Origin of the sequence: Sphingomonas sp. BK069 (genome assembly GCF_014193405.1) — a bacterium.
Taxonomy (GTDB): Bacteria; Pseudomonadota; Alphaproteobacteria; order Sphingomonadales; family Sphingomonadaceae; genus Sphingomonas.
Genome location: NZ_JACHZH010000004.1, coordinates 244,868 through 263,119 on the forward strand (window position 1 = coordinate 244,868; position 18,252 = coordinate 263,119).

Annotated in this window: 20 protein-coding genes and 1 tRNA gene; 7 read left to right on the forward strand and 14 right to left on the reverse strand. The window is 70.7% G+C overall.

What is annotated here, in order from left to right; translation table 11 throughout:
- Nucleotides 1–59 precede the first annotated feature (59 nt).
- Nucleotides 60–209 carry a hypothetical protein gene (locus FHY02_RS14695; protein ID WP_183923435.1) on the forward strand — a complete coding sequence of 50 codons (150 nt, stop codon included), beginning with the start codon at nt 60–62 and terminating at the stop codon, nt 207–209.
- 19 nt (nt 210–228) lie between these two features.
- Here FHY02_RS14695 and FHY02_RS14700 read toward each other — a convergent pair whose 3' ends face one another.
- From FHY02_RS14700 to phhA, 3 genes are all read right to left on the reverse strand, one after another.
- Nucleotides 229–435, reverse strand: a complete 207-nt coding sequence (locus FHY02_RS14700; protein WP_183923437.1) for a hypothetical protein — start codon at nt 433–435, stop codon at nt 229–231.
- 107 nt (nt 436–542) lie between these two features.
- Complete coding sequence (locus FHY02_RS14705) at nt 543–1,103, reverse strand: FxDxF family PEP-CTERM protein (RefSeq protein ID WP_183923439.1); 561 nt, start codon at nt 1,101–1,103, stop codon at nt 543–545.
- Between the two features lie 191 nt (nt 1,104–1,294).
- On the reverse strand, nt 1,295–2,167 hold the full coding sequence (phhA, locus tag FHY02_RS14710; protein ID WP_183923441.1) for a phenylalanine 4-monooxygenase: 873 nt from the start codon (nt 2,165–2,167) through the stop codon (nt 1,295–1,297).
- A 23-nt stretch (nt 2,168–2,190) separates the two neighbouring features.
- Between phhA and FHY02_RS14715 the strand changes: the two genes are divergently transcribed.
- Nucleotides 2,191–2,853 (forward strand): TIGR02117 family protein, encoded by a 663-nt coding sequence (locus tag FHY02_RS14715; protein WP_311731845.1) that lies wholly within the window; start codon nt 2,191–2,193, stop codon nt 2,851–2,853.
- 133 nt (nt 2,854–2,986) lie between these two features.
- Here FHY02_RS14715 and FHY02_RS14720 read toward each other — a convergent pair whose 3' ends face one another.
- Nucleotides 2,987–3,352: a hypothetical protein gene (locus tag FHY02_RS14720; protein WP_183923443.1), complete on the reverse strand. Its 366-nt coding sequence runs from the start codon at nt 3,350–3,352 to the stop codon at nt 2,987–2,989.
- A gap of 110 nt (nt 3,353–3,462) precedes the next feature.
- Here FHY02_RS14720 and FHY02_RS14725 point away from each other — a divergent pair, with 110 nt between their 5' ends.
- Entirely contained in the window at nt 3,463–4,368 is a 906-nt protein-coding gene (locus FHY02_RS14725; RefSeq protein WP_183923445.1) for a pirin family protein, read from the forward strand.
- Here the strand turns inward: FHY02_RS14725 and FHY02_RS14730 are convergent.
- Nucleotides 4,355–5,356 carry a bile acid:sodium symporter family protein gene (locus tag FHY02_RS14730; protein WP_183923447.1) on the reverse strand — a complete coding sequence of 334 codons (1,002 nt, stop codon included), beginning with the start codon at nt 5,354–5,356 and terminating at the stop codon, nt 4,355–4,357. The two genes, FHY02_RS14725 and FHY02_RS14730, sit on opposite strands and share 14 nt — an antisense overlap.
- A gap of 384 nt (nt 5,357–5,740) precedes the next feature.
- On the opposite strand from FHY02_RS14730, the gene FHY02_RS14735 reads away from it, so the two are divergent.
- Nucleotides 5,741–6,592, forward strand: a complete 852-nt coding sequence (locus FHY02_RS14735) for a LysR substrate-binding domain-containing protein (protein ID WP_260172908.1) — start codon at nt 5,741–5,743, stop codon at nt 6,590–6,592.
- A 202-nt stretch (nt 6,593–6,794) separates the two neighbouring features.
- On the opposite strand, the gene FHY02_RS14740 is transcribed toward FHY02_RS14735, so the two are convergent.
- Complete coding sequence (locus FHY02_RS14740; RefSeq protein WP_183923451.1) at nt 6,795–9,320, reverse strand: PhoX family phosphatase; 2,526 nt, start codon at nt 9,318–9,320, stop codon at nt 6,795–6,797.
- A gap of 401 nt (nt 9,321–9,721) precedes the next feature.
- Here FHY02_RS14740 and rplJ point away from each other — a divergent pair, with 401 nt between their 5' ends.
- Together rplJ and rplL are read left to right on the forward strand one after the other, a co-directional pair.
- Nucleotides 9,722–10,237, forward strand: coding sequence for a 50S ribosomal protein L10 (gene rplJ / locus FHY02_RS14745; RefSeq protein WP_183923716.1), 516 nt, complete (start codon nt 9,722–9,724; stop codon nt 10,235–10,237).
- A gap of 68 nt (nt 10,238–10,305) precedes the next feature.
- The gene (gene rplL / locus FHY02_RS14750) at nt 10,306–10,683 is read left to right on the forward strand and encodes a 50S ribosomal protein L7/L12 (protein ID WP_183923453.1); all 378 of its coding nucleotides are present in this window, start codon (nt 10,306–10,308) and stop codon (nt 10,681–10,683) included.
- A 200-nt stretch (nt 10,684–10,883) separates the two neighbouring features.
- Here the strand turns inward: rplL and FHY02_RS14755 are convergent, their stop codons facing one another.
- The 4 genes from FHY02_RS14755 to FHY02_RS14770 form a co-directional block, all read right to left on the reverse strand.
- Nucleotides 10,884–12,725, reverse strand: a complete 1,842-nt coding sequence (locus FHY02_RS14755) for a glycoside hydrolase family 15 protein (RefSeq protein ID WP_183923455.1) — start codon at nt 12,723–12,725, stop codon at nt 10,884–10,886.
- Complete coding sequence (locus FHY02_RS14760; protein ID WP_183923457.1) at nt 12,718–13,530, reverse strand: glucose 1-dehydrogenase; 813 nt, start codon at nt 13,528–13,530, stop codon at nt 12,718–12,720. The genes FHY02_RS14755 and FHY02_RS14760 overlap by 8 nt, the downstream gene beginning before the upstream one ends.
- 10 nt (nt 13,531–13,540) lie before the next feature.
- Nucleotides 13,541–14,674 (reverse strand): Gfo/Idh/MocA family protein, encoded by a 1,134-nt coding sequence (locus FHY02_RS14765; protein ID WP_183923459.1) that lies wholly within the window; start codon nt 14,672–14,674, stop codon nt 13,541–13,543.
- A 72-nt stretch (nt 14,675–14,746) separates the two neighbouring features.
- Nucleotides 14,747–15,319, reverse strand: a complete 573-nt coding sequence (locus tag FHY02_RS14770; RefSeq protein ID WP_183923461.1) for a uracil-DNA glycosylase family protein — start codon at nt 15,317–15,319, stop codon at nt 14,747–14,749.
- 94 nt (nt 15,320–15,413) lie between these two features.
- On the opposite strand from FHY02_RS14770, the gene FHY02_RS14775 reads away from it, so the two are divergent.
- Entirely contained in the window at nt 15,414–16,061 is a 648-nt protein-coding gene (locus FHY02_RS14775) for a sulfite oxidase-like oxidoreductase (protein ID WP_183923463.1), read from the forward strand.
- A 13-nt stretch (nt 16,062–16,074) separates the two neighbouring features.
- On the opposite strand, the gene FHY02_RS14780 is transcribed toward FHY02_RS14775, so the two are convergent.
- From FHY02_RS14780 to dapB, 4 genes are all read right to left on the reverse strand, one after another.
- A tRNA-Arg gene (locus tag FHY02_RS14780) sits at nt 16,075–16,151 on the reverse strand.
- 36 nt (nt 16,152–16,187) lie between these two features.
- Complete coding sequence (locus FHY02_RS14785; protein ID WP_183923465.1) at nt 16,188–16,574, reverse strand: hypothetical protein; 387 nt, start codon at nt 16,572–16,574, stop codon at nt 16,188–16,190.
- Nucleotides 16,575–16,584: 10 nt separating this feature from the next.
- The gene (nth, locus tag FHY02_RS14790; protein ID WP_183923467.1) at nt 16,585–17,250 is read right to left on the reverse strand and encodes an endonuclease III; all 666 of its coding nucleotides are present in this window, start codon (nt 17,248–17,250) and stop codon (nt 16,585–16,587) included.
- The gene (dapB, locus tag FHY02_RS14795) at nt 17,247–17,975 is read right to left on the reverse strand and encodes a 4-hydroxy-tetrahydrodipicolinate reductase (protein WP_183923469.1); all 729 of its coding nucleotides are present in this window, start codon (nt 17,973–17,975) and stop codon (nt 17,247–17,249) included. Before dapB ends, nth begins: the two co-directional genes overlap by 4 nt.
- Nucleotides 17,976–18,252: the final 277 nt, after the last annotated feature.

Sequence of the window (18,252 nt, forward strand, 5' to 3'; positions counted from 1 at the left end):
ATCGCCGCGGGCCTGGGGCGGCTAGCGCTGCGTTTAAGCGAGAGACGATGGAGCCGATGATGCCGCGAGAACCGGGCCGCTATGCCGCCAGACGCCTGCTGATCGCGATCGCGATCGGCGTGGTCGCGATCGTCGCGGTGATGCTGGTGTTCAAGAACAGCGCCCACAATCCTCGTCTCACCGAGCACAACCATCAGGTCGACGACTGAGAGGCGCGCCGCGTCGCGGTCAGTCGGGCATGACATAGGCGAGCGCCTCGCGCGCGATCCGCTCGACGCGGCGGACGGCGTAGCGCGCGTCACCCAGCGCGACATAGCCACCCGCGGTGGGCAGCGACACCTCGTCGCGCTCGCAGAGGAAGCGCTTCGGCTGATCCTGGCAATAGGTCACGCGGGTGGTGCCCGCGAGCGACGGCGTCATGGGTCGGCTCGACATGGTGCGATGTCCTGGCCGCCGGCGGTCAGCCGGCGCGTGGTGGGGGCGACGCGATCCCGCGCCGCCCCCGATACGCCGACTCGCGTCGACGCGCAGCGGGATGGTCCTCAGACCGCCTGGCTGAAACGCACCGTGGTGCGGCGACGACGCATCGCATAGCCGACCACGCCGAAGCCCATGATCATCATCGCCCAGGTGGCCGGCTCGGGCACCGCCGAGGTGACCGGGGTGAAGGTCGCCTGGCCGCCGTACGCGCCGTTGCCGCGCGACACGCCGTTGACCACCAGGCGATTGAGCTCGCCGGCCACGATCGGCACGTTGTTGGTGAACGCGACCTCGAACGCGCCGCCCGCGGTCTTCGTGATCTGCGCCGCGATGTCGTTGATCGTCACCGAGGTGAAGTCGAGATCGTTGGCCGAACCGAGGTCGGTGACGCTGGTGGTCACCGTGCCGCTACCCAGGCCGTTGGTCGGCAGCGTGAAGGTGAAGGTGTCGGAGAAGACGCCGGCGGCGATACCGGTGGCGAAGAACGCGCCCGAGAAGGTGCCGTTGGGGCCGGCGGTCGCCTGGAAGTTGGACGAGCCGACCGGGTAGGTGGCGGCGGCGGCGGGGGCGGCAGCACCGATCACCGCGGCGGCGGCAGCGGCGATAGCGACGACAGATCTCATGTATGAACTCCCTGACTGGAACACGACTTCGGCGCACGAAGCCGTCGCTCAGAATGCCCGAGAGCGCAGATCGAAGTGACTCCCTTGTTGACCCCGCCTGCCCCAGCGCGAGGCAGCCAAAACAGATGCTTGTTCTTTTTCTTCGGGAACTTTCCCGCGTGGGTGGTAACGGGACCGCTCCTGGGCGCCGCCTACGCCTCCGCCGCGCGACGCGCATGCGCCTGAGAGCCGCGCGTGATCACCTCATCCCCGGGCAGGATCGTCGCGACCGGCACGTCGGGCTGCGCCAGGATCTCGCCGTAGAGCGGCGCGAAGTCGGTTTCCACGGTCGCGCGCAGCAGCGCGTCGAAACTCGGGATGACGAAATAATTCTGCTGGAAGTCGTCGATGCGATAGTCGGTGCGCATCACCCGCTTCAGGTCGAAGGCGATCCGGTGGGGACTGTCGCTCTCCAGCGCGAACCGGGTCTCGGCCGCGGATGAGACGATCCCCGAACCGTAGATGCGCAGCCCGTCGCCCTCGTCGATCAGTCCGAACTCGACCGTGTACCAATAGAGGCGGCCGAGTTGCTTGAGCGCGCCGAGCTCCAGCGCGCGCTGCCCGCCGCGGCCATAAGCCTCCAGATAATCGGCGAAGACCGGGTCAGCGAGCATCGGCACGTGGCCGAACACGTCGTGGAAGACGTCGGGCTCCTGGATATAGTCGAGCTGGTCGGGGCGCCGGATGAAATTGCCCGCGACGAAGCGGCGGTTCGCCATATGGTCGAAGAACACGTCGTCGGGCACCAGCCCCGGCACCGCCACCACCTGCCAGCCGGTCAGCTTCATCAGCCGCTCGGACAGTTCGGCGAAGTCAGGGATCCCGGGCTTGGACAGGTTGAGCACGTCCAGCCCGCGCAGATAGGCGTCGGCCGCGCGCCCCGGCAGCAGCGCGCGCTGGCGCTGGAACAGCATGTCCCAGGTGGCGTGTTCCTCGGCGGTATAGTGCGACCAGTCCTGCGCGACGGTCCAGTCGGTCGCGGCACCGGGCGGCGGGGAATCGAGCACGTGTGTTTCCTCGGTCATGCGACGCGGTATAGCATGGTCGCGTGCCCCGCCTATCCGCCTCGCTCGGTCGCCTGCTTGCCGCGCTGGCGCTGCTGCTCTTCGGCTATGCGGTGGCGGGGACCATCGGCGGGCTGATCCCGCGCCACCCGGGCTGGCGCCCGCCGCCGCAGGGCGTGACGATCTGGGTCGAGGACAATGGCGTTCACACCGGGCTGGTGCTGCCCAAGCATGCCGCCGGGATCGACTGGACCGCCGACTTCCCCGGCGCGGACCTCGCCGACCCGCGCTACGCCGGCCATGACCATGTCGCGATCGGCTGGGGCGAGCGCGGCTTCTATCTCGGCACGCCGACCTGGTGGGACGTGCGACCGGGCGTGCTGCTCGGCGCGGCGCTCGGCAGCGACTCGACGCTGGTCCATGTCGAGCACGTGCCGCGTCCACTCCTCGGCGATGACGTGCGCGCGATCGTGCTACGGCCCGAGGAATATCGCCGCTTGGCGGCGGCGATCCGCGCCAGCCGCGCCGCAGGGCCGGCGGTACACGGCTATCATGGCTACGACGCCTTCTACCCAGGCGCGGGGCGGTACGATGCGATCGCGACCTGCAACGCCTGGACCGGGAACACCCTGGCGGCGGCGGGAGTGCGCGTCGGACGCTGGACGCCCTTCCCGGTGACCGTGATGCGGTGGTTCTCACGAGAGTGAGTTGTCATCGTCATGTTCGTGCCACGGCGTAGGCCGCCACCCGGGTGGGACACGCTTAAGAGACCGATTGACGCCGCTCCAGCTGGGCGCCGGCCTTCGCCGGGGCACAAGAACAGAGCGTCGACGAGCAGCCTTAGTTCGCCGCGCCGGTCTGGTTCGCCATCTCGCCGCGCGTCGCCGCGAGCGTCGGCCCCGGGCCGGTCGCGGGGCGGAGCGACTCGCGCTCGGACGCGGGCACCGGCGCGGTCGGGTCCGGCCGGAAGGCCTCAGGCGCGCGCGTCGTGCCCGGTGTCGGCGCGTCGGCGGCCAGATCTGGCGCGGCATGCTCGGCGTCGTCGGCGGGGAAGTAGCGGTCGAACCAGCCGAACTTCAGTGCCGCGCCGATACCCGCGGCGACCGCGCCGATCAGGCCGGCGGCCGCGATCGCGCGGTCGCGGCGGTGGTGATCCGGCTTGTAGCCGCGCTTGCTCTTGCCCTTCGGCTTGCTCTTCTGGGTCATGCGCGGGTCAACGGGCGGCACGCGCGCGCGTTCCGCCACCGCCAAGCCCCGAAGGTTTTCGCCGCGCCGCCAACCTGCTAGCCCGGTCACCCGCAACCGAGAGACGCGCCATGTCGACCCGCGACGACCTGATCCTGCAGACGCTCGAGCCCGCCACGCACGATCTCGGCGGTTTCAAAGTGTATCGCACCCTGCCCCATCGCGAGCGCACGATGGTGGGCCCGTTCCTGTTCTTCGACCAGATGGGGCCGGCGCATCTCGCCCCCGGCGACGGCGTCGACGTGCGTCCGCACCCGCACATCGGCCTGTCGACCGTCACCTACCTGTTCGACGGTGCGTTCCAGCACAAGGACTCGCTCGGCACCGACGCGCGGATCACGCCCGGCGCGGTCAACCTGATGACGGCGGGGACCGGCATCGTCCACTCCGAACGCTCGCCCGCCGACGTGCGCGCCGACGGCCCCGCGCTCGCCGGCATCCAGACCTGGCTCGCGCTGCCCGACGGACGCGAGGACATCGCCCCCGCCTTCGAGCATGTCGGCGCGGGCGACCTGCCGATCGTCGAGGCGGGCGGCGCGCGCGCGCGTGTCATCATGGGGTCGCTGTGGGGGGCATGCGCCCCGACCACCACCTATGCCGACACGATCTACGCCGACGTGGTGCTCGATCCGGGCGCGAGCGTGCCGATCGATGTCAGCACCGACGAGCGCGCGCTCTATCTGGCAGAGGGCGATGCCTCGCTCGACGGGCTCGTGCTCGAACCGCGCAAGCTCTACGTGCTGCGACCCGGCACCGCCGCGACGCTGAGCTCGGCGCTGGGCGGGCGCGCGATGCTCGCCGGCGGCGCCGCCTTCGCCACCAAGCGCCACGTCTGGTGGAATTTCGTCCACTCGTCGCGCGAGGCGATCCGCGAGGCCAAGCGCGCCTGGATGGCGGGCGAGTTCGCGCGCGTGCCCGGCGACGAGAAGGAGTGGATCCCGATCCCCGAGGTGCCCAAGACCGTCAGCTACCCGTGATCGCGGCCGGCGCCGGCGTGTCGGTGCGCTCGGCGTAGCGCCGCGCCAGCACCGCGCAGACGAACAGCTGGATCTGGTGGAACAGCATCAGCGGCAGCACGATCAGCCCGACCGAGGCGGCGGGGAACAGGATCGCCGCCATCGGGATGCCGCTCGCCATGCTCTTCTTCGAGCCGCAGAAGACGATCGCGATCTCGTCCTCCTTGCTGAAGCCGAGCGCGCGGGCCGCGGCGCGGGTGGCGAAGAGCACCAGCGCCAGCATCACGCTGGCGATCACGACGATCGCGACGAGGTCCACCACCGACACCTGCGTCCAGATCTCCGCGACCATCCCGGCGCTGAAGGCGGCGTAGACGACGACCAGCACCGAGCCGCGGTCGACCGTCGCGGTGAGCCTGGGGTGGCGCAGCAGCCACTGGCCGATCAGCGGGCGCAGCAGCTGGCCGACGACGAAGGGCAGCAGGATCTGCACCGCAATCTCCTCCAGCGCGGCGAGCGACACGCCGCCGCTCGCCGCGGGCATCAGCTGCGCGACGAGCAGCGGGGTGAGCAGCGTGCCGACGAGATTCGACAGCGACGCGCTGCACAGCGCCGCCGGGACGTTGCCGCGCGCGATCGAGGTGAAGGCGATCGAGGACTGGACGGTGGAGGGCAGCAGGCTAAGGAACAGCAGCCCTGTGACCGCCGGCGCGGGCAGGAAGGGCCCGGTCCCCGCTGCGGTCGCGATGCCGATCAGAGGGAAGAGCACGAAGGTGCTGGCGAACACCAGCGCCTGCAGCCGCCAGTGCGTCAGTCCCGCCCAGATCGCCTCGGGCGCGAGCCGCGCGCCGTACAGAAGGAACAGCAGCGCCACCGCGACCGTCACCGCGCCGTCCGCGACGCTGGTGAAGGCGCCGCGCGCGGGCAGCAGCGCGGCGAGCGCGACGGTCGCGATCAGCAGCAGCAGATAGCGGTCAACGCGCGGCCAGCGGAAGGAGCGGGAGGACATGCGGGGCCTTTCGTTCGTGGTGGCGTCGGTCGCGTAGTGTGCGGCTTCGGTGGCACGGCGCTGAGAGTGAGCGCCGCTTCATTCAGAGACGTCGCTCTTCGAGTATGTGTCGCCAAGCGGGGAGTGCGTCTCATCGCCACGCCTCCTCGCACCGGCGTCCCTTTATAGCCGCACCGTCCGCCCCCTCCCGTCATCCCCGCGTAGGCGGGATCCAGAAATGCTGACAGCGCGCCTCCAGTTGTGAGATTCGCGCGATTGGCTTCCCGCCCTCGCGGGATGGACGGAAGAAGGCCCAGGAGCGTCGTCTCGCTCTTCATCTAGGCGATCATGACTCATGCACAAACCCGATCGCCGCGATATCGCTCATCATCTATCGTGATGACCATGCCCGACATCGCGCTCGACCTGCTCCGCACCTTCGTCGCCGTGGCTGAGCACGGAAGCTTCACCGCCGCCGCGCGCTCGCTCGACCTGCGCCAGTCGACGGTCAGCCAGCATATCCGCCGGCTCGAGGAGCAGGCAGGGCGGCGGCTGATCGACCGCGACACGCATCGCGTCGCGCTCACCCCTGACGGCGAGGCGCTGCTCGACCAGGCGCGCGCGGTGCTGGCGGCGAGCGAGCGACTCGCGCGCCATCTCGCCGCGGTGCCGCTGCGCGGGCGGCTGCGGCTCGGCGCGTCGGAGGATTTCGTGCTCTCGGCGCTGCCCAATGTGCTCGCCGGCTTCGCGCGCCGCCACCCGGAGGTGGACCTCGAACTTCGCGCAGGGCTGAGCGAGCACCTTTACGAGGCGTTCGACGCGGGTCAGCTCGACCTTATCTTCGTCAAGCGCCGCAGCGGCGACCGGCGCGGCACGCTGGCGTGGGAGGAGCCGATCGCCTGGGTCGGCCGCGACGGCTGGCGCGCCCACGCCGACGCCCCGCTGCCGCTGCTGCTCTACCCGCCACCGAGCGTGACCCGCGCGCGCGCGATCGCCACGCTGGAGGAGGCCGGGCGGACGTGGCGGGTCGCCTTCACCAGCGCGAGCCTCACCGGACTGAGCGCGGCGGCGCGCGCGGGATTGGGCGTGATGCCGCACTCGGCGCGGCTGCTGCCCGCCGGGCTGGCGGTGCTGCCGCCTGGGGAGTCGCTGCCGGCGTTGCCGACGATGGAGTTCGTGGTGATCGCGCCGGGGCACGATCCCGCCACGGCGGCGCTGGCCGCGGCGATGCTCGGCTGGTCGCGCGGGGTGCGCTGAGGATGGAGCGATGACGCTGGCGCCGCGAGGCCAGCCTGTTCCCCGGCGAAGGCCGGCGTCCAGTTGGAACAGCCGCTGTGAAGACTCTCGACGTCTCCCACCTGGGCCCCGGCCTTCGCCGGGGAACAGGTGAGCGCAGATCGTTCGCTGGAGGCACCCCCGCCGCCATCGGCCGGGCTGCGATGCCGTCCTCGCGTCCGCGTCAGAGACCGACCACGCCGCCGTCGGTCTTGGTGATCACGATCGTCGCCGAGCGCGGGCGTGTCGGATTGGCCACCGCGCCCGCCTGGTTGGCCGGCCAGCTCGAGGTGATGTTCGCCGGGCCGCCGTTCTCGCCCGGATGCTGGATGTTGACGAACAGCGAGCGGCCGTCCGGGGTCGAGGTGATGCCGGTGATCTCGCACTCCTTGGGTCCGACCAGGAAGCGCTTGAGCTTGCTGCCCGGGGCCGCGCCGAGGCGCGTGGTGGTGGTGCTCGTCGTGGTGGTGTTGGCCGCGGTGGTCAGCGTGTTGTTGACCACGCGCGTGCCGCCGTCGCCGACGCTGCCCGGCATCGCGGCGAGCAGCATGCAGTTGGTGACGTCGGTGTAGGCGCCGTCGTCGGTCTCGATCCACAACACCGGCGCGACCTGCCCGCTGGCGTTGCTCGGCAGGCCGAACCACAAGCCGTCGGGCGAGGAGAAGTCGTTGCTGGCGTCGAGGCCCGAGAGGTTGATGTTGGTCGGGTCGAGGTCAGCGCCCGAGCCGAAGGCATAGATGTCCCAGGTGAAGCCGGTCGCCTCGGTGGTGTCGCCGGTCTCGCGCAGGCGGATGACATGGCCGTTGGCGTTGCCGCGCGTCGCCTGCGCGCTGGTGGGCGGGTCGGCGTTGACGACGTCGCCCTGCGGCAGCTTGGAATCGGTGTAGGCGCGCGGGTTGGCGGCGTCGGTGGTCGCCGGGGTGCGCGACGAGTTGTTGGTGAGCGTGCAGTACATCTCGCCGTTGACCGGGTTGACCGCGGTCCACTCGGGCCGGTCCATCCGCGTCGCGCCGAGCACGTCGGCGGCGAGGCGCGCGTTGATCAGCACGTCGGCCTGGTCGGCGAAGGCGTAGTTGGCGTTTGAGGCTGTCAGCCCGTTCTGCCCGAAGGTCAGCGGCAGCCAGGTGCCGCTGCCGTCGGCTTCGAAGCGGGCGACATAGAGCGTGCCGGTGTCGAGATACTTGTCGCCCGTGGCGAGGCGATCGCTCGGCGTCGCGTCGGTGGCGACCCAGGGCGTCGCTGAGACGAACTTGTAGATATACTCGTTCTGCGCGTCGTCGCCCATGTAGAAGGCGGGGCGGACCCCCGCGACCACGCGGCCGGCCATGCAGCCCTCGTGGTTCATGCGACCGAGCGCGGTGCGCTTCCGCGGCGTCGAGGTCTGCGTGTACGGATCGATCTCGACCACCCAGCCGAACTGGAAGGGCTCGTTGCGGAAGTCGGCGGTGCCGTCCGCGGCGCCGTTGGCAGTGGCGGTGGCGTTCCAGCGCGCGAACACGGTGCTGGCCGCGTCGGACGGCGTCACCGTCGTCCAGCCGTAGTTGCCGGCGCGACCCTCGCTGATGCCGTAGCGGGTGAGCGACACGTTCTGCTTGGCGTTGCCCGCGGCGGTGCGGACCGCGGCGTCGCCCGCAGTGCGGCGGAAATAGCCCGCCCAATTCTCCTCGTTGGTCAGGTAGGTGCCCCAGGGCATATAGCCGTTGGCGCAATTGTTGATCGTGCCGCGCCCGGTGGTGCCGTCGGCCGAGTAGAGCGTGCGCAGCGCCGCACTGCCACGCACCGGGCCGTTGAACTGCACCGGCGTGTTGGGGGTGACGCGGCGATTGAGCGCGCTGCCCTGGACGTAGCTCCACACGCCGGTGTTGCTGGCGCGGGTGACCTCGATCACCGAGACGCCGTGCGCCTCGATCTCCTTGATCGCCTCGGGCTCGGGGCGCGGCGACGGCGACGGGCCGTTGGCGTGAAGATAGGCCTGGGTAATGTTCTCGTGGTTGAGCACCAGCACGCCGCGCGTGTTGTTGGTGGTGTCGGGAGCGTTGCCGCTCGCGGCTAGGCCGAAGAACGACATGCCGTCGTGATGGTCGCCCGCGCGCTGCGCGAAGTTGGTGTCGCTGCCGTCATTGGCATAGGCCGCGACGCCCGCCGCGATCGGGTCGCCGAGGCGGTACAGCACGGTTACCTGATAGTCGGAGGGCACGGTGACCACGTCGTTGAGGTTCTTCGCCACCGCGGCGAAGGCGAGCGTCGCGGGCAGCACCGTGACGGTCGACCGCGCGCTGCTCGAGCCGCTGCCGCCACTGGCGGTGAACTCGAAGACCAGCGCCGTCGACTGCGCGACGTTGGGCGCGGTGAAGGTGATCGAATTGCCGCTCGCGATCACCGGCACGGTCGGTCCGCTGACCTGGGTGAACTTGGTCGTGCTCGCATTGTCGGTGGCGGTAGCGGTGAGCGTCACGACGCGACCGCCCTGGGTCTGGACGTTGACGCCGTCGGAGACGGTGATGACATCCGGCTTGTTGTCGTCGTCGCAGCCGGCGAGCAGCGCGCCGCCGAACACCGCGGTGGTCATCGCGCTCATCCCGCCCATCAGCTGGCGACGCGAGTAGCGACGCGCGACGAGATCGGCGAGGTGCGGGTTGCGGGTCGGATTGGTGTCGACGTCACCGTCTTCGTAGGACGCGGTGGCGAGGCTGAGCTGCTGGTCGGTCATGACGCTCCCTGGGCGCTATGTGCTTGTAGCCAGGCCTATTGGCCGCGCTTCGAGGCACGGGCGCGACAGTTTGATGAGAGAGGGATGACGTGGGCGTTACGCGTGCGTGACAGCGGCTACCTGCTTGACTGCGACGCCTGATCCGCTATGAGCCGCCCCGCGCGTCCCGCCCTCGGGCGACGACGCACCGTCCGAGACAGCGGGTGGCCTCACGGCCTTAATTCCCCGCCGAGACGGGGACAGGACCAACGCGGCCGCAGCGCGCCTCTCGAAGGCACGTGCTGTCGCTGCCCGCACGGGCTCCCATTCCCCATCGCTGGACTGTATCGCCGGGCGCTCGCGCACGGCGGTTCGTACCCGGACAGGCGGCCTCGGCCCTCTGTCCCAACGTGGAGAATGGCATGGATCGTAGTCAGAAGACCGCGGCCGTCGCCGAGCTGAACGATACCTTCTCGAAGGTCGGCGTGGTGGTCGTCACCCGCAACCTCGGGATGACGGTGGCGCAGTCGACCGACTTGCGCAACCGGATGCGGGACGCCGGCGCGAGCTACAAGGTCTCGAAGAACAAGCTTGCCAGGATCGCGCTCGACGGCACGGACTATGGCTCGCTCAGCGATATGCTGACGGGTCCGGTCGGCCTGGCCTCCTCGACCGATCCGGTCGCGGCGGCCAAGGTCGCAGTCGATTTCGCCAAGACGACCGACAAGTTCGAGATCGTCGGCGGCGCGATGGGCGCGACGGCGCTCGACCTGGCCGGTGTGCAGGCACTGGCGACGCTTCCGTCGCTGGACGAGCTGCGCGCCAAGCTCGTCGGCCTCATCGTGGCCCCGGCCACGAAGATCGCGACGATCACCCAGGCACCGGCCGCGCAGATCGCGCGCGTCCTCTCCGCCTATGCGGAGAAGGAAGCGGCCTGATCGGGCAGCTGACCGGCATTCGATTGTGAACATGGGGCACCTGTCCCCGCTTGATAGGAAGTAAGATCATGGCAGACCTGAACGCGCTGGTTGACCAGCTGAGCGAGCTGACCGTCCTCGAGGCCGCCGAGCTCTCGAAGCTGCTCGAAGAGAAGTGGGGCGTCTCGGCCGCCGCTGCGGTCGCGGCTCCGGCCGCCGGCGGCGCCGGTGCGGCGGCTCCGGCCGTCGAGGAGAAGACCGAGTTCGACGTGATCCTGACCGGCGACGGTGGCAAGAAGATCAACGTCATCAAGGAAGTCCGCGCGCTCACCGGGCTCGGCCTGACCGAGGCGAAGGCCCTGGTCGAGGGCGCGCCGAAGCCGGTCAAGGAAGGCGTCAGCAAGGACGAGGCCGAGAAGGTCAAGAAGCAGCTCGAGGAAGCCGGCGCGACCGTCGAGCTCAAGTAAGCCGATCACCGTATCTCGCGGGTTCGCCCGCGGGGCACGGGCTCAGCAGCAACGGGGCGGCCTTCCTGGGGGAAGGTCGCCCCGTTCGCGTTGACGCGACGTCGGTTCCGCGCGGCGCTTCTGGTGGCAGCGTCGATGACGAAAGCGACCGGCCGACCGCGGCGCCGTTCCCGACGGGCCTTATTCGGGCCGGAGAGGCTTCACGGCTGCCAATTGGGCCGGTAGCCGGGCTCGAGCCGGCGATCGAGGAAATAGGCCGCGCTGATGAAGGCCAGATGCGTCAGCGCCTGGGGAAAGTTGCCCAGCGCCGCGCCGCGGCGGTCGAGTTCCTCAGCGAACAGGCCGAGATGGTTGCCGTAGGCGATGCCCTTCTCCAGCATCAGCTGTGCCTCCTCCAGCCGCCCGGCGCGCGCCAGGCACTCGGCATACCAGAAGGTGCAGGTGGTGAAGGCGCCCTCGCCGCCCTCCAGCCCGTCGTCGTCGCGGTAGCGATAGACCAGCCCGTCGTCGCGCAGCTGCGCGCCGATCGCGTCGAGCGTCTTCAGCCACACCGGGTCGGTCGAGGAGACGAAGCGTACTAGCGGCATCATCAGCAGCGCGGCATCCAGCGCCGTGCCCCCGCGCTCCTGGACGAAATAGCCGTGCACGGGGTGGCGGAAGTTCGTCCAGACGTCCTCGACGATCGCGTCGCGCGCCTCGGCCCAAGCGACCAGCGGGGCGGGCAGCGAGCGCTTCTTGGCGAGCCGGATGGCGCGATCGAGCGCCACCCAGCACATCACGCGCGAGTGGAGGAAGTGGCGCGGCGGCCCGCGCATCTCCCAGATGCCGGCGTCGGGCTCCTGCCAGTGCGCGATGACGAAGTCGACGATGCCGCGGACATGCTGCCAGCCCGCGTGACTGATCGCCGCGCCATATTTGTTCGAGAGATAGGTGCTGTCGAGCAGCTCGCCGAAGATGTCGAGCTGGGTCTGGCCGTGCGCGGCATTGCCGATCCGCACCGGCCGGCTGCCGGCGTGGCCGGCGAGATGATCGAGTTCGCGCTCGTCGGCCGCCTCGGATCCGTCGATCGCGTACATCACGCGGATCGGATGCTCCTGATCGGCCTGCATCACGCGCTCGCCCGCCCAGCGGCGAAAATGCTCGGCCTCCTCGACGAAGCCCAGCCGCATGAAGGCGTAGACGGTGAAGGAGGCATCGCGGATCCAGGTGGCGCGATAATCCCAGTTGCGCCCCGCCCCGGTCGCCTCGGGCAGCGCGAAGGTCGCTGCCGCGGCGATCGAGCCGTGCCGCGCCGAGGTCAGCAGCTTGAGCCCCAGCGCCGAGCGCAGCACCTGCTCGCGCCACCGCCCCCTGTAGCTGGCGTGGCCGAGCCAGTGGCGCCACGCCCGCGCGGTCGCGTCCACCGCGGCCTCCACCGACGCCGCGTCGGGACGGGCGAGCGAGTCGTCGCCGAGCACGAACCAGGCGCTGTCGCCCGCCGCCAGCGTGAAGTCGGCCGTGGCCTCGCCCCTGCCCTCCCCCTCGCCGACGACGAGCGGCATCGAGGCGTGGAGCCGCAGCGCGAGGTCCGCGCCGACGAAGCGCACGCTGCGGTCCTCGCCCTCGACCCGCGGCACCTCGCGGGCATAGTCGAAGCGCGGCGCGCAGCGCGCGTCGAAGCCAACCGTCCCCTGCGTGACGGTGACGCGACGCAACAGACAACGCGCGCCGAGTGTCCCGACCGCGTCGGGATGCGGCATCAGGTCGAGCACCTCGGCGCTGCCCTCCTGCGCCATCCAGCGAGTCACCAGCACGTTGGTGTCGGGCAGGTAGAGCTGGAGCCGGCGCGGGTCGGCAAGACGCGGTGCGAGCCAGAAGGCGCCGCCCTTCTCGTCGTCGAGCAGGTCGGCGAAGATGGTGGGGCTGTCGAGCGAGGGCCAGCACAGATAGTCGATCGTGCCGTCGCGCGCGACCAGCGCGGCGGTCTCGAGGTCGCCGATGATGCCACGGTCGCCGATCGAGCGCGGCGGGACGCGACGACCGGCTTTCCCGGCCTCAGCCATTGTCGCGGAACTCGGGGTAGAGCGTCATCCCGCCGTCGACGAACAAGGTCGTGCCAGTGACGTAATCGGCGTCGTCGGAGGCGAGCCACACCGCCGCGCGCGCGACATCGTCGGGCTCGCCGATCCGGCCATAAGGGATTAGCCGCAGCAGCTTTTCCAGCGCCGCGTCGGTCTCCCACGCGTCCTTGTTGATCGGCGTCCGGATCGCGCCCGGGGCGATGGCGTTGACCCGGATTTTGTCGCCGGCGACCTCCTGCGCGAGAGAGCGCGTCAGCATGCGGACGCCGCCCTTGGCGGAGGCGTAATTGACGTGTCCCGCCCACGGAATCACCTCGTGGACCGAGCTCATCGCGATGATCGTGCCCGCGCTGCGCGCCGGGCGATCGTCGCTCGGCTGCGCGCGGAAACGGCGCACCGCCTCGCGCGCGCAGAGGAAATGGCCGGTCAGGTTGACCCCGATCACGGTGTTCCACTGGTCGAGCGAGAGGTCGGCGATGGCGGCGTCCTGCTGCACGCCCGAGTTGGCGACGAGTATGTCGACGCGGCCGAAGGCGGCGGCGGTCTCGTCGAAGAGGCGGACCACTTCCTCCTCCTGCGAGACGTCGGCCTCGATCGCGACGGCGCGCCCGCCCGCGGCCTCGATCCGCTCGACCAGCTCGTCGGCGGGCTCGCGCTGCGAGCGATAGTTCACCGCCACCGCGGCGCCGGCGCCGGCGAGCGCCTCGGCGACCGCGAGGCCGATGCCCGAGCTCGCGCCCGTGACGATCGCGCTATGCCCGGCGAGCGGCCGCGCCGGGTCGGTCACCCCCGCCACCTCAATCGCGCGTCGGCGAGGAGGCGTTGACCGGCTCGGGCGCCGACACCGCACGCAGGCTCTGCAGCTGCGTGTCGGGATCGATCCGACGCGTGCGCTGCTTCACCTTGACCGGCTCGGCCTTGCCGCTGCGCATCGCCGCGACCACCGCTTCCACCACGGCGAGGTCGGCCAGCCCCTCCTCGGCGTCGGGCTCGGGGTCGCGGTCCTCGAGGATGCAGTCGCTGAAGTAGCGCAGCTCGCCGCCGAACTGGTCGGTCGCGGCGAAGGTCTCGTGCGAGTCCTTGCCACCGACGCGGCGGAACTGCTCCAGTCCCTGGCCGAAGCCATAGGCCGGGTTCATCTCGATCGAGCCTTTGGTGCCCACGACGATGAGGCTGTCGACCGCGTCGGCGGCGTAGCTCACCGTGAACTGCGCCAGCTTGCCGCCGGGCAGCCGCAACGTCGCGGCGACCGTGTCGTCGAGGTCGCCCAGCCCCGCTGACGCGTGGCGAACGCCGACCGCGGACACGACCTCGACCGGCTCGGCGCCAAACAGATAGCGGATCGCGTTGATTGGATAGGGCCCCATGTCGAACAGCGGCCCGGCCTCGATGCCGTGGTGCGCGCGATGGTTGGCCGGGTCGAGCGGCTGCGAGAAGAGCGAGGTGAAGGCGATCAGCTCGCCTAGCTCACCCGCGCGGATGCGGCGGATCGCGTCGAGCGTGGCGGGCTCGAAGTGGAGGCGATAGGCCGTCATCAGCTTGGCCTTGCCGCGCTTGGCGGCATCGGCGATCCGCTGCGCCTGTTCGCTCGACACCTCGAGCGGCTTCTCGCACAGCACGTGGATGCCCGCCTCGAGCGCGGGGACGGCGAACTCGGCATGACGCCAATTGGGAGTGGCCAGATAGAGCGCGTCGATCTCGCCGCTCTTCAGCAGCGCAGCGAAGCTCTCATAGCCGTAGAGGTGCTTGACGCCGTATTTCTTGCCGAGCTTGGTGAGCTTGACCGGGTCACCGGAGACCAGCGCGGTGATCTCCGAGTTGCCGGTGTGCTTGACGCCGGGCATCAGCGCTTCCTGCGCGATGTCGCCCAAGCCGACGATGGCGTAGCGCACCTTGCGCCCGCCGAGCCCCAGTGCCGACGCGATGCTCATGCCTGTCTCCGCTGCATTCATTCAAGGAACGCCGCAACCGCTCGGGAACGGGGGAAGGTTCCGCTACCAGCGCTATCCCAGCGCCGCCGCGACCGCGGCGCGAAGCGCCGGCAGCACCTCGGCCTCGAACCACGGGTTGCGCCGCATCCACAGCTGCGAGCGCCACGACGGATGCGGCAACGGGAACAGCGCCGGCCCATAGGCGCGATAGTCCGCCACACGCGGCGTCAGCGCCCCCGGACCGAGCACGTGCGCCTGCGCGTAGCTGCCGACCAGCAGCGTCAGCCGCACCTCGGGCATCGCGGCGAGCAGCGGCTGGCGCCACCGCGCCGCGCAGGCGCGCGGCGGCGCGCGGTCGCCCCCGGCGGCGCGGCCGGGATAGCAGAAGGCCATCGGCAGCGTCGCCACCCGCGCCGCGTCGTAGAAGGTGGCGGCGTCGATCCCCATCCAGTCGCGCAGCCGGTCGCCCGAGGCATCGTCGAACGGACGGCCGCTGGCGTGGACCTTGCTGCCCGGCGCCTGGCTCGCGATCAGCAGCCGCGCGCTCGGCGAGACCTGGATCACCGGTCGCGCACCGAGCGGCAGCTCCGCGGCGCAAGCGGTGCAGGCGCGCACCCGCGCCACGAGCTGGTCGAACGTCTCCACCGCGGCGAGGTAAGCCGCGTGGACCGCCGCGCAAGGGAGAGGGGCTTGGCCGCGGCCACAGGGTGCGCCATCTTGCGCGGCGGAGACGCGCGCGATGGATAACCTACCCCCCGACAGCAAGCTCACCCGCTCGAAGCGGCGCTGGGCCGAGGAGCACAAGTTCGCCGACACTGCGCCGCCAGCGGACCGCGAGCGGCTGCCGCCCGGCCAGCATCTCGTCACCAACTGGCCGGTGCTCGACCTCGGCCAGACGCCGGACGTCGCGCCCGCGCGCTGGCGGCTCGAACTCGACGGGCTGGTCGAGCGGCCGGTCACGCTCGACTGGGCGGGCTTCACCGCGCTGCCGGAGACCCGTTCGCGCTCGGACATCCACTGTGTCACCACCTGGTCACGCTACGACAATGATTGGACGGGCGTGAGCACGCGCGACCTGCTCGATCTGGTGCGGCCGCGCGCCGAGGCGCAGGCGGTGATGCTGCACGGCTATGACGGCTACACCACCAACGTGCTGCTCGCCGACTTCGCCGCGGCCGATGCGTTGGTGGCGCACGCCTGGCAGGGAAAGCCGCTGACGCGCGAGCACGGCGGCCCGGCGCGGCTGATCATCCCGCACCTGTACTTCTGGAAGAGCGCCAAATGGATCCGCCGGATCGAACTGATCGCGCGCGACAGGCCGGGCTTCTGGGAGGTCAACGGCTATCACCTGCGCGGCGATCCGTGGAAGGCCGAGCGCTACGGGTGACGAGGAGAAGAGCTGGCGCACCCGACAGGATTCGAACCTGTGGCCTCTGCCTTCGGAGGGCAGCGCTCTATCCAGCTGAGCTACGGGTGCCGGTCGGGTGCGACTAGCAGGGTGCGCGGCGCCGCGCTACCCGCTTTTCGCAGTCCGGCGCGCGATCGTCACCGGCTGGAACGGCGCCAGCCCGCAGCTCGCGCCGCGCATCCCGCCGGTCGCGTACAGGACGGTAATGATGTCCTGCGCGCACAATTGCCCGATCGAGGTGGCGTAGCCGAAACGCCGCTCGAAGCCGAGCCCGGGGCAGGCCTGGGGCAGGATCACGCGGTAGTAACGGTCGCCGGCGGTGTGGAAGTCGATCACGCGGTCGCTGCGCACCAGGCTCTCGCGCAGCGCGGTGATCGGCACGCAGGTGCGCGCCTCGCCCGCGGGGACCGCCTCCGGTACCGTCGGACCGCGGTCGCGCGCCACCGCCGCGCCCGACACGAGCACCACGCTCATCGCCACCCAGCCGCGCATCGTCGCCTCCTCAGCCGGCGCGCGCCGCGGCCCGCTCGGGCGGCGGCGGCGTCTTGGGCTTGAACGCGCAGAGGTCGTGCTCGATGCAGCGCCAGCACTCGGGCCGGCGTGCCTTGCAGACATAGCGGCCATGCAGGATCAGCCAGTGGTGCGCGTGGACGCGGAACGGCGCCGGAGTCACGGCGTCGAGCTTCTTCTCCACCGCGAGCACGGTCTTGCCGCGCGCCAGCCCGGTGCGGTTGCCGACGCGGAAGATATGCGTGTCCACCGCGAAGGTCTCGTCGCCGAACGCGACGTTGAGCACGACATTGGCGGTCTTGCGCCCCACGCCAGGCAGCGCCTCGAGCGCGGCGCGATCGCGCGGGACCTCGCCACCGTGCCGGTCGAGCAGCGCCTGGCTCAGCGCGATGACGTTCTTGGCCTTAGTGTTGAACAGCCCGATCGTACGGATGTGCTGCTTGAGCTTCTCCTCCCCGAGCGCGACCATCTCGGCAGGCGTGTCGACTTCGGCGAACAGAGCGCGGGTGGCGCGATTGACGCCGGCGTCGGTCGCCTGCGCCGACAGCACCACCGCCACCAGCAGCGTGTAGACGTTGACCGACTCGAGCTCGGTCTCGGGATGCGGGTTGGCCTCCGCCAGCCGCCGGTAGAATTCGGCGACCTCACGCCGGGTCACAGCCCGAGCACCTCCGCCATCGCGTAGCGCCCCGGCGCGCGGCCCGCGAGCCACAGCGCCGCCTTGACCGCGCCGCGGGCGAAGATGCTGCGGTCCTCGCCGCGATGGCCCAGCTCGACCCGCTCGCCCTCGCCCGCGAACACGACCGAGTGATCGCCCACCACCGAGCCGCCGCGCAGCGAGGCGAACCCGATCGTGCCCTCGGTGCGCGCGCCGACCAGCCCGGCGCGGCTGTCGACCCGCACCTCGGCGAGCCGTGTCGAGCGCCCCGCCGCCGCGGCCTCGCCGAGCAGCAGAGCGGTGCCCGAGGGCGCGTCGACCTTGTGGCGGTGGTGCATCTCGACGATTTCGATATCCCACTCGGCGCCGAGCCGCGCCGCCGCCTCGCGCACCAGCGTCTGCAGTAGCGTCACGCCCAGCGAGGTGTTGCCGGTCTGGAGCACGGGAATGATCGCGGCGGCCTGCTCAATCAGCGCGTGGTGTGTCGTGCTCAGCCCGGTGGTGCCGATCACGATCGGGGTACGCGCCGCGACCGCGGCGGCGAGATGCGGCTCGAGCGCGGCGGGCGTGGAGAAATCGACCAGCACGTCGGCGGCCTGGGCGAGCGGCAGCGGGTCGCCGCCGGCGTCGACACCGCCCGCGATGGTGCACCCCTCACCCTCGGCGATCGTCGCGATCGCGCGCCCCATGCGACCGTTGCTGCCGTAGATGCCGATGGCGGTCATGTCGCGTCACTCGTTCGGGGGCGGGTCGGAAGGACGAGCCTTGGCACGACGCGCGCGGGAAAGACAGTCGCGCGGTGACCGGGGTGGGACGCGCGGCACGCGGCGCGGCGCGGACCAGGGGACACGCAATCGCGACCCGTCCCTTAAGCCAATTGAGCGTCATCCCCGCGAAGGCGGGGATCCATACACGCTGAGCTCACGACAGACGTCGCCACGTCAGCGTATCTGGATCCCCGCCTCCGCGGGGATGACGGATGGGGTGGAAGCTGTCCTCCCG

Excerpts from the sequence above, each read along its gene's own strand:
- FHY02_RS14695 (WP_183923435.1), top strand. The coding sequence starts at position 60 with ATGCCGCGAGAACCGGGCCGCTATGCCGCCAGACGCCTGCTGATCGCG.
- FHY02_RS14700 (WP_183923437.1), bottom strand. The coding sequence starts at position 435 with ATGTCGAGCCGACCCATGACGCCGTCGCTCGCGGGCACCACCCGCGTG.
- FHY02_RS14705 (WP_183923439.1), bottom strand. The coding sequence starts at position 1,103 with ATGAGATCTGTCGTCGCTATCGCCGCTGCCGCCGCCGCGGTGATCGGT.
- phhA (WP_183923441.1), bottom strand. The coding sequence starts at position 2,167 with ATGACCGAGGAAACACACGTGCTCGATTCCCCGCCGCCCGGTGCCGCG.
- FHY02_RS14720 (WP_183923443.1), bottom strand. The coding sequence starts at position 3,352 with ATGACCCAGAAGAGCAAGCCGAAGGGCAAGAGCAAGCGCGGCTACAAG.
- FHY02_RS14725 (WP_183923445.1), top strand. The coding sequence starts at position 3,463 with ATGTCGACCCGCGACGACCTGATCCTGCAGACGCTCGAGCCCGCCACG.
- FHY02_RS14730 (WP_183923447.1), bottom strand. The coding sequence starts at position 5,356 with ATGTCCTCCCGCTCCTTCCGCTGGCCGCGCGTTGACCGCTATCTGCTG.
- FHY02_RS14735 (WP_260172908.1), top strand. The coding sequence starts at position 5,741 with ATGCCCGACATCGCGCTCGACCTGCTCCGCACCTTCGTCGCCGTGGCT.
- FHY02_RS14740 (WP_183923451.1), bottom strand. The coding sequence starts at position 9,320 with ATGACCGACCAGCAGCTCAGCCTCGCCACCGCGTCCTACGAAGACGGT.
- rplJ (WP_183923716.1), top strand. The coding sequence starts at position 9,722 with ATGGATCGTAGTCAGAAGACCGCGGCCGTCGCCGAGCTGAACGATACC.
- rplL (WP_183923453.1), top strand. The coding sequence starts at position 10,306 with ATGGCAGACCTGAACGCGCTGGTTGACCAGCTGAGCGAGCTGACCGTC.
- FHY02_RS14755 (WP_183923455.1), bottom strand. The coding sequence starts at position 12,725 with ATGGCTGAGGCCGGGAAAGCCGGTCGTCGCGTCCCGCCGCGCTCGATC.
- FHY02_RS14765 (WP_183923459.1), bottom strand. The coding sequence starts at position 14,674 with ATGAGCATCGCGTCGGCACTGGGGCTCGGCGGGCGCAAGGTGCGCTAC.
- FHY02_RS14775 (WP_183923463.1), top strand. The coding sequence starts at position 15,414 with ATGGATAACCTACCCCCCGACAGCAAGCTCACCCGCTCGAAGCGGCGC.
- FHY02_RS14785 (WP_183923465.1), bottom strand. The coding sequence starts at position 16,574 with ATGCGCGGCTGGGTGGCGATGAGCGTGGTGCTCGTGTCGGGCGCGGCG.
- dapB (WP_183923469.1), bottom strand. The coding sequence starts at position 17,975 with ATGACCGCCATCGGCATCTACGGCAGCAACGGTCGCATGGGGCGCGCG.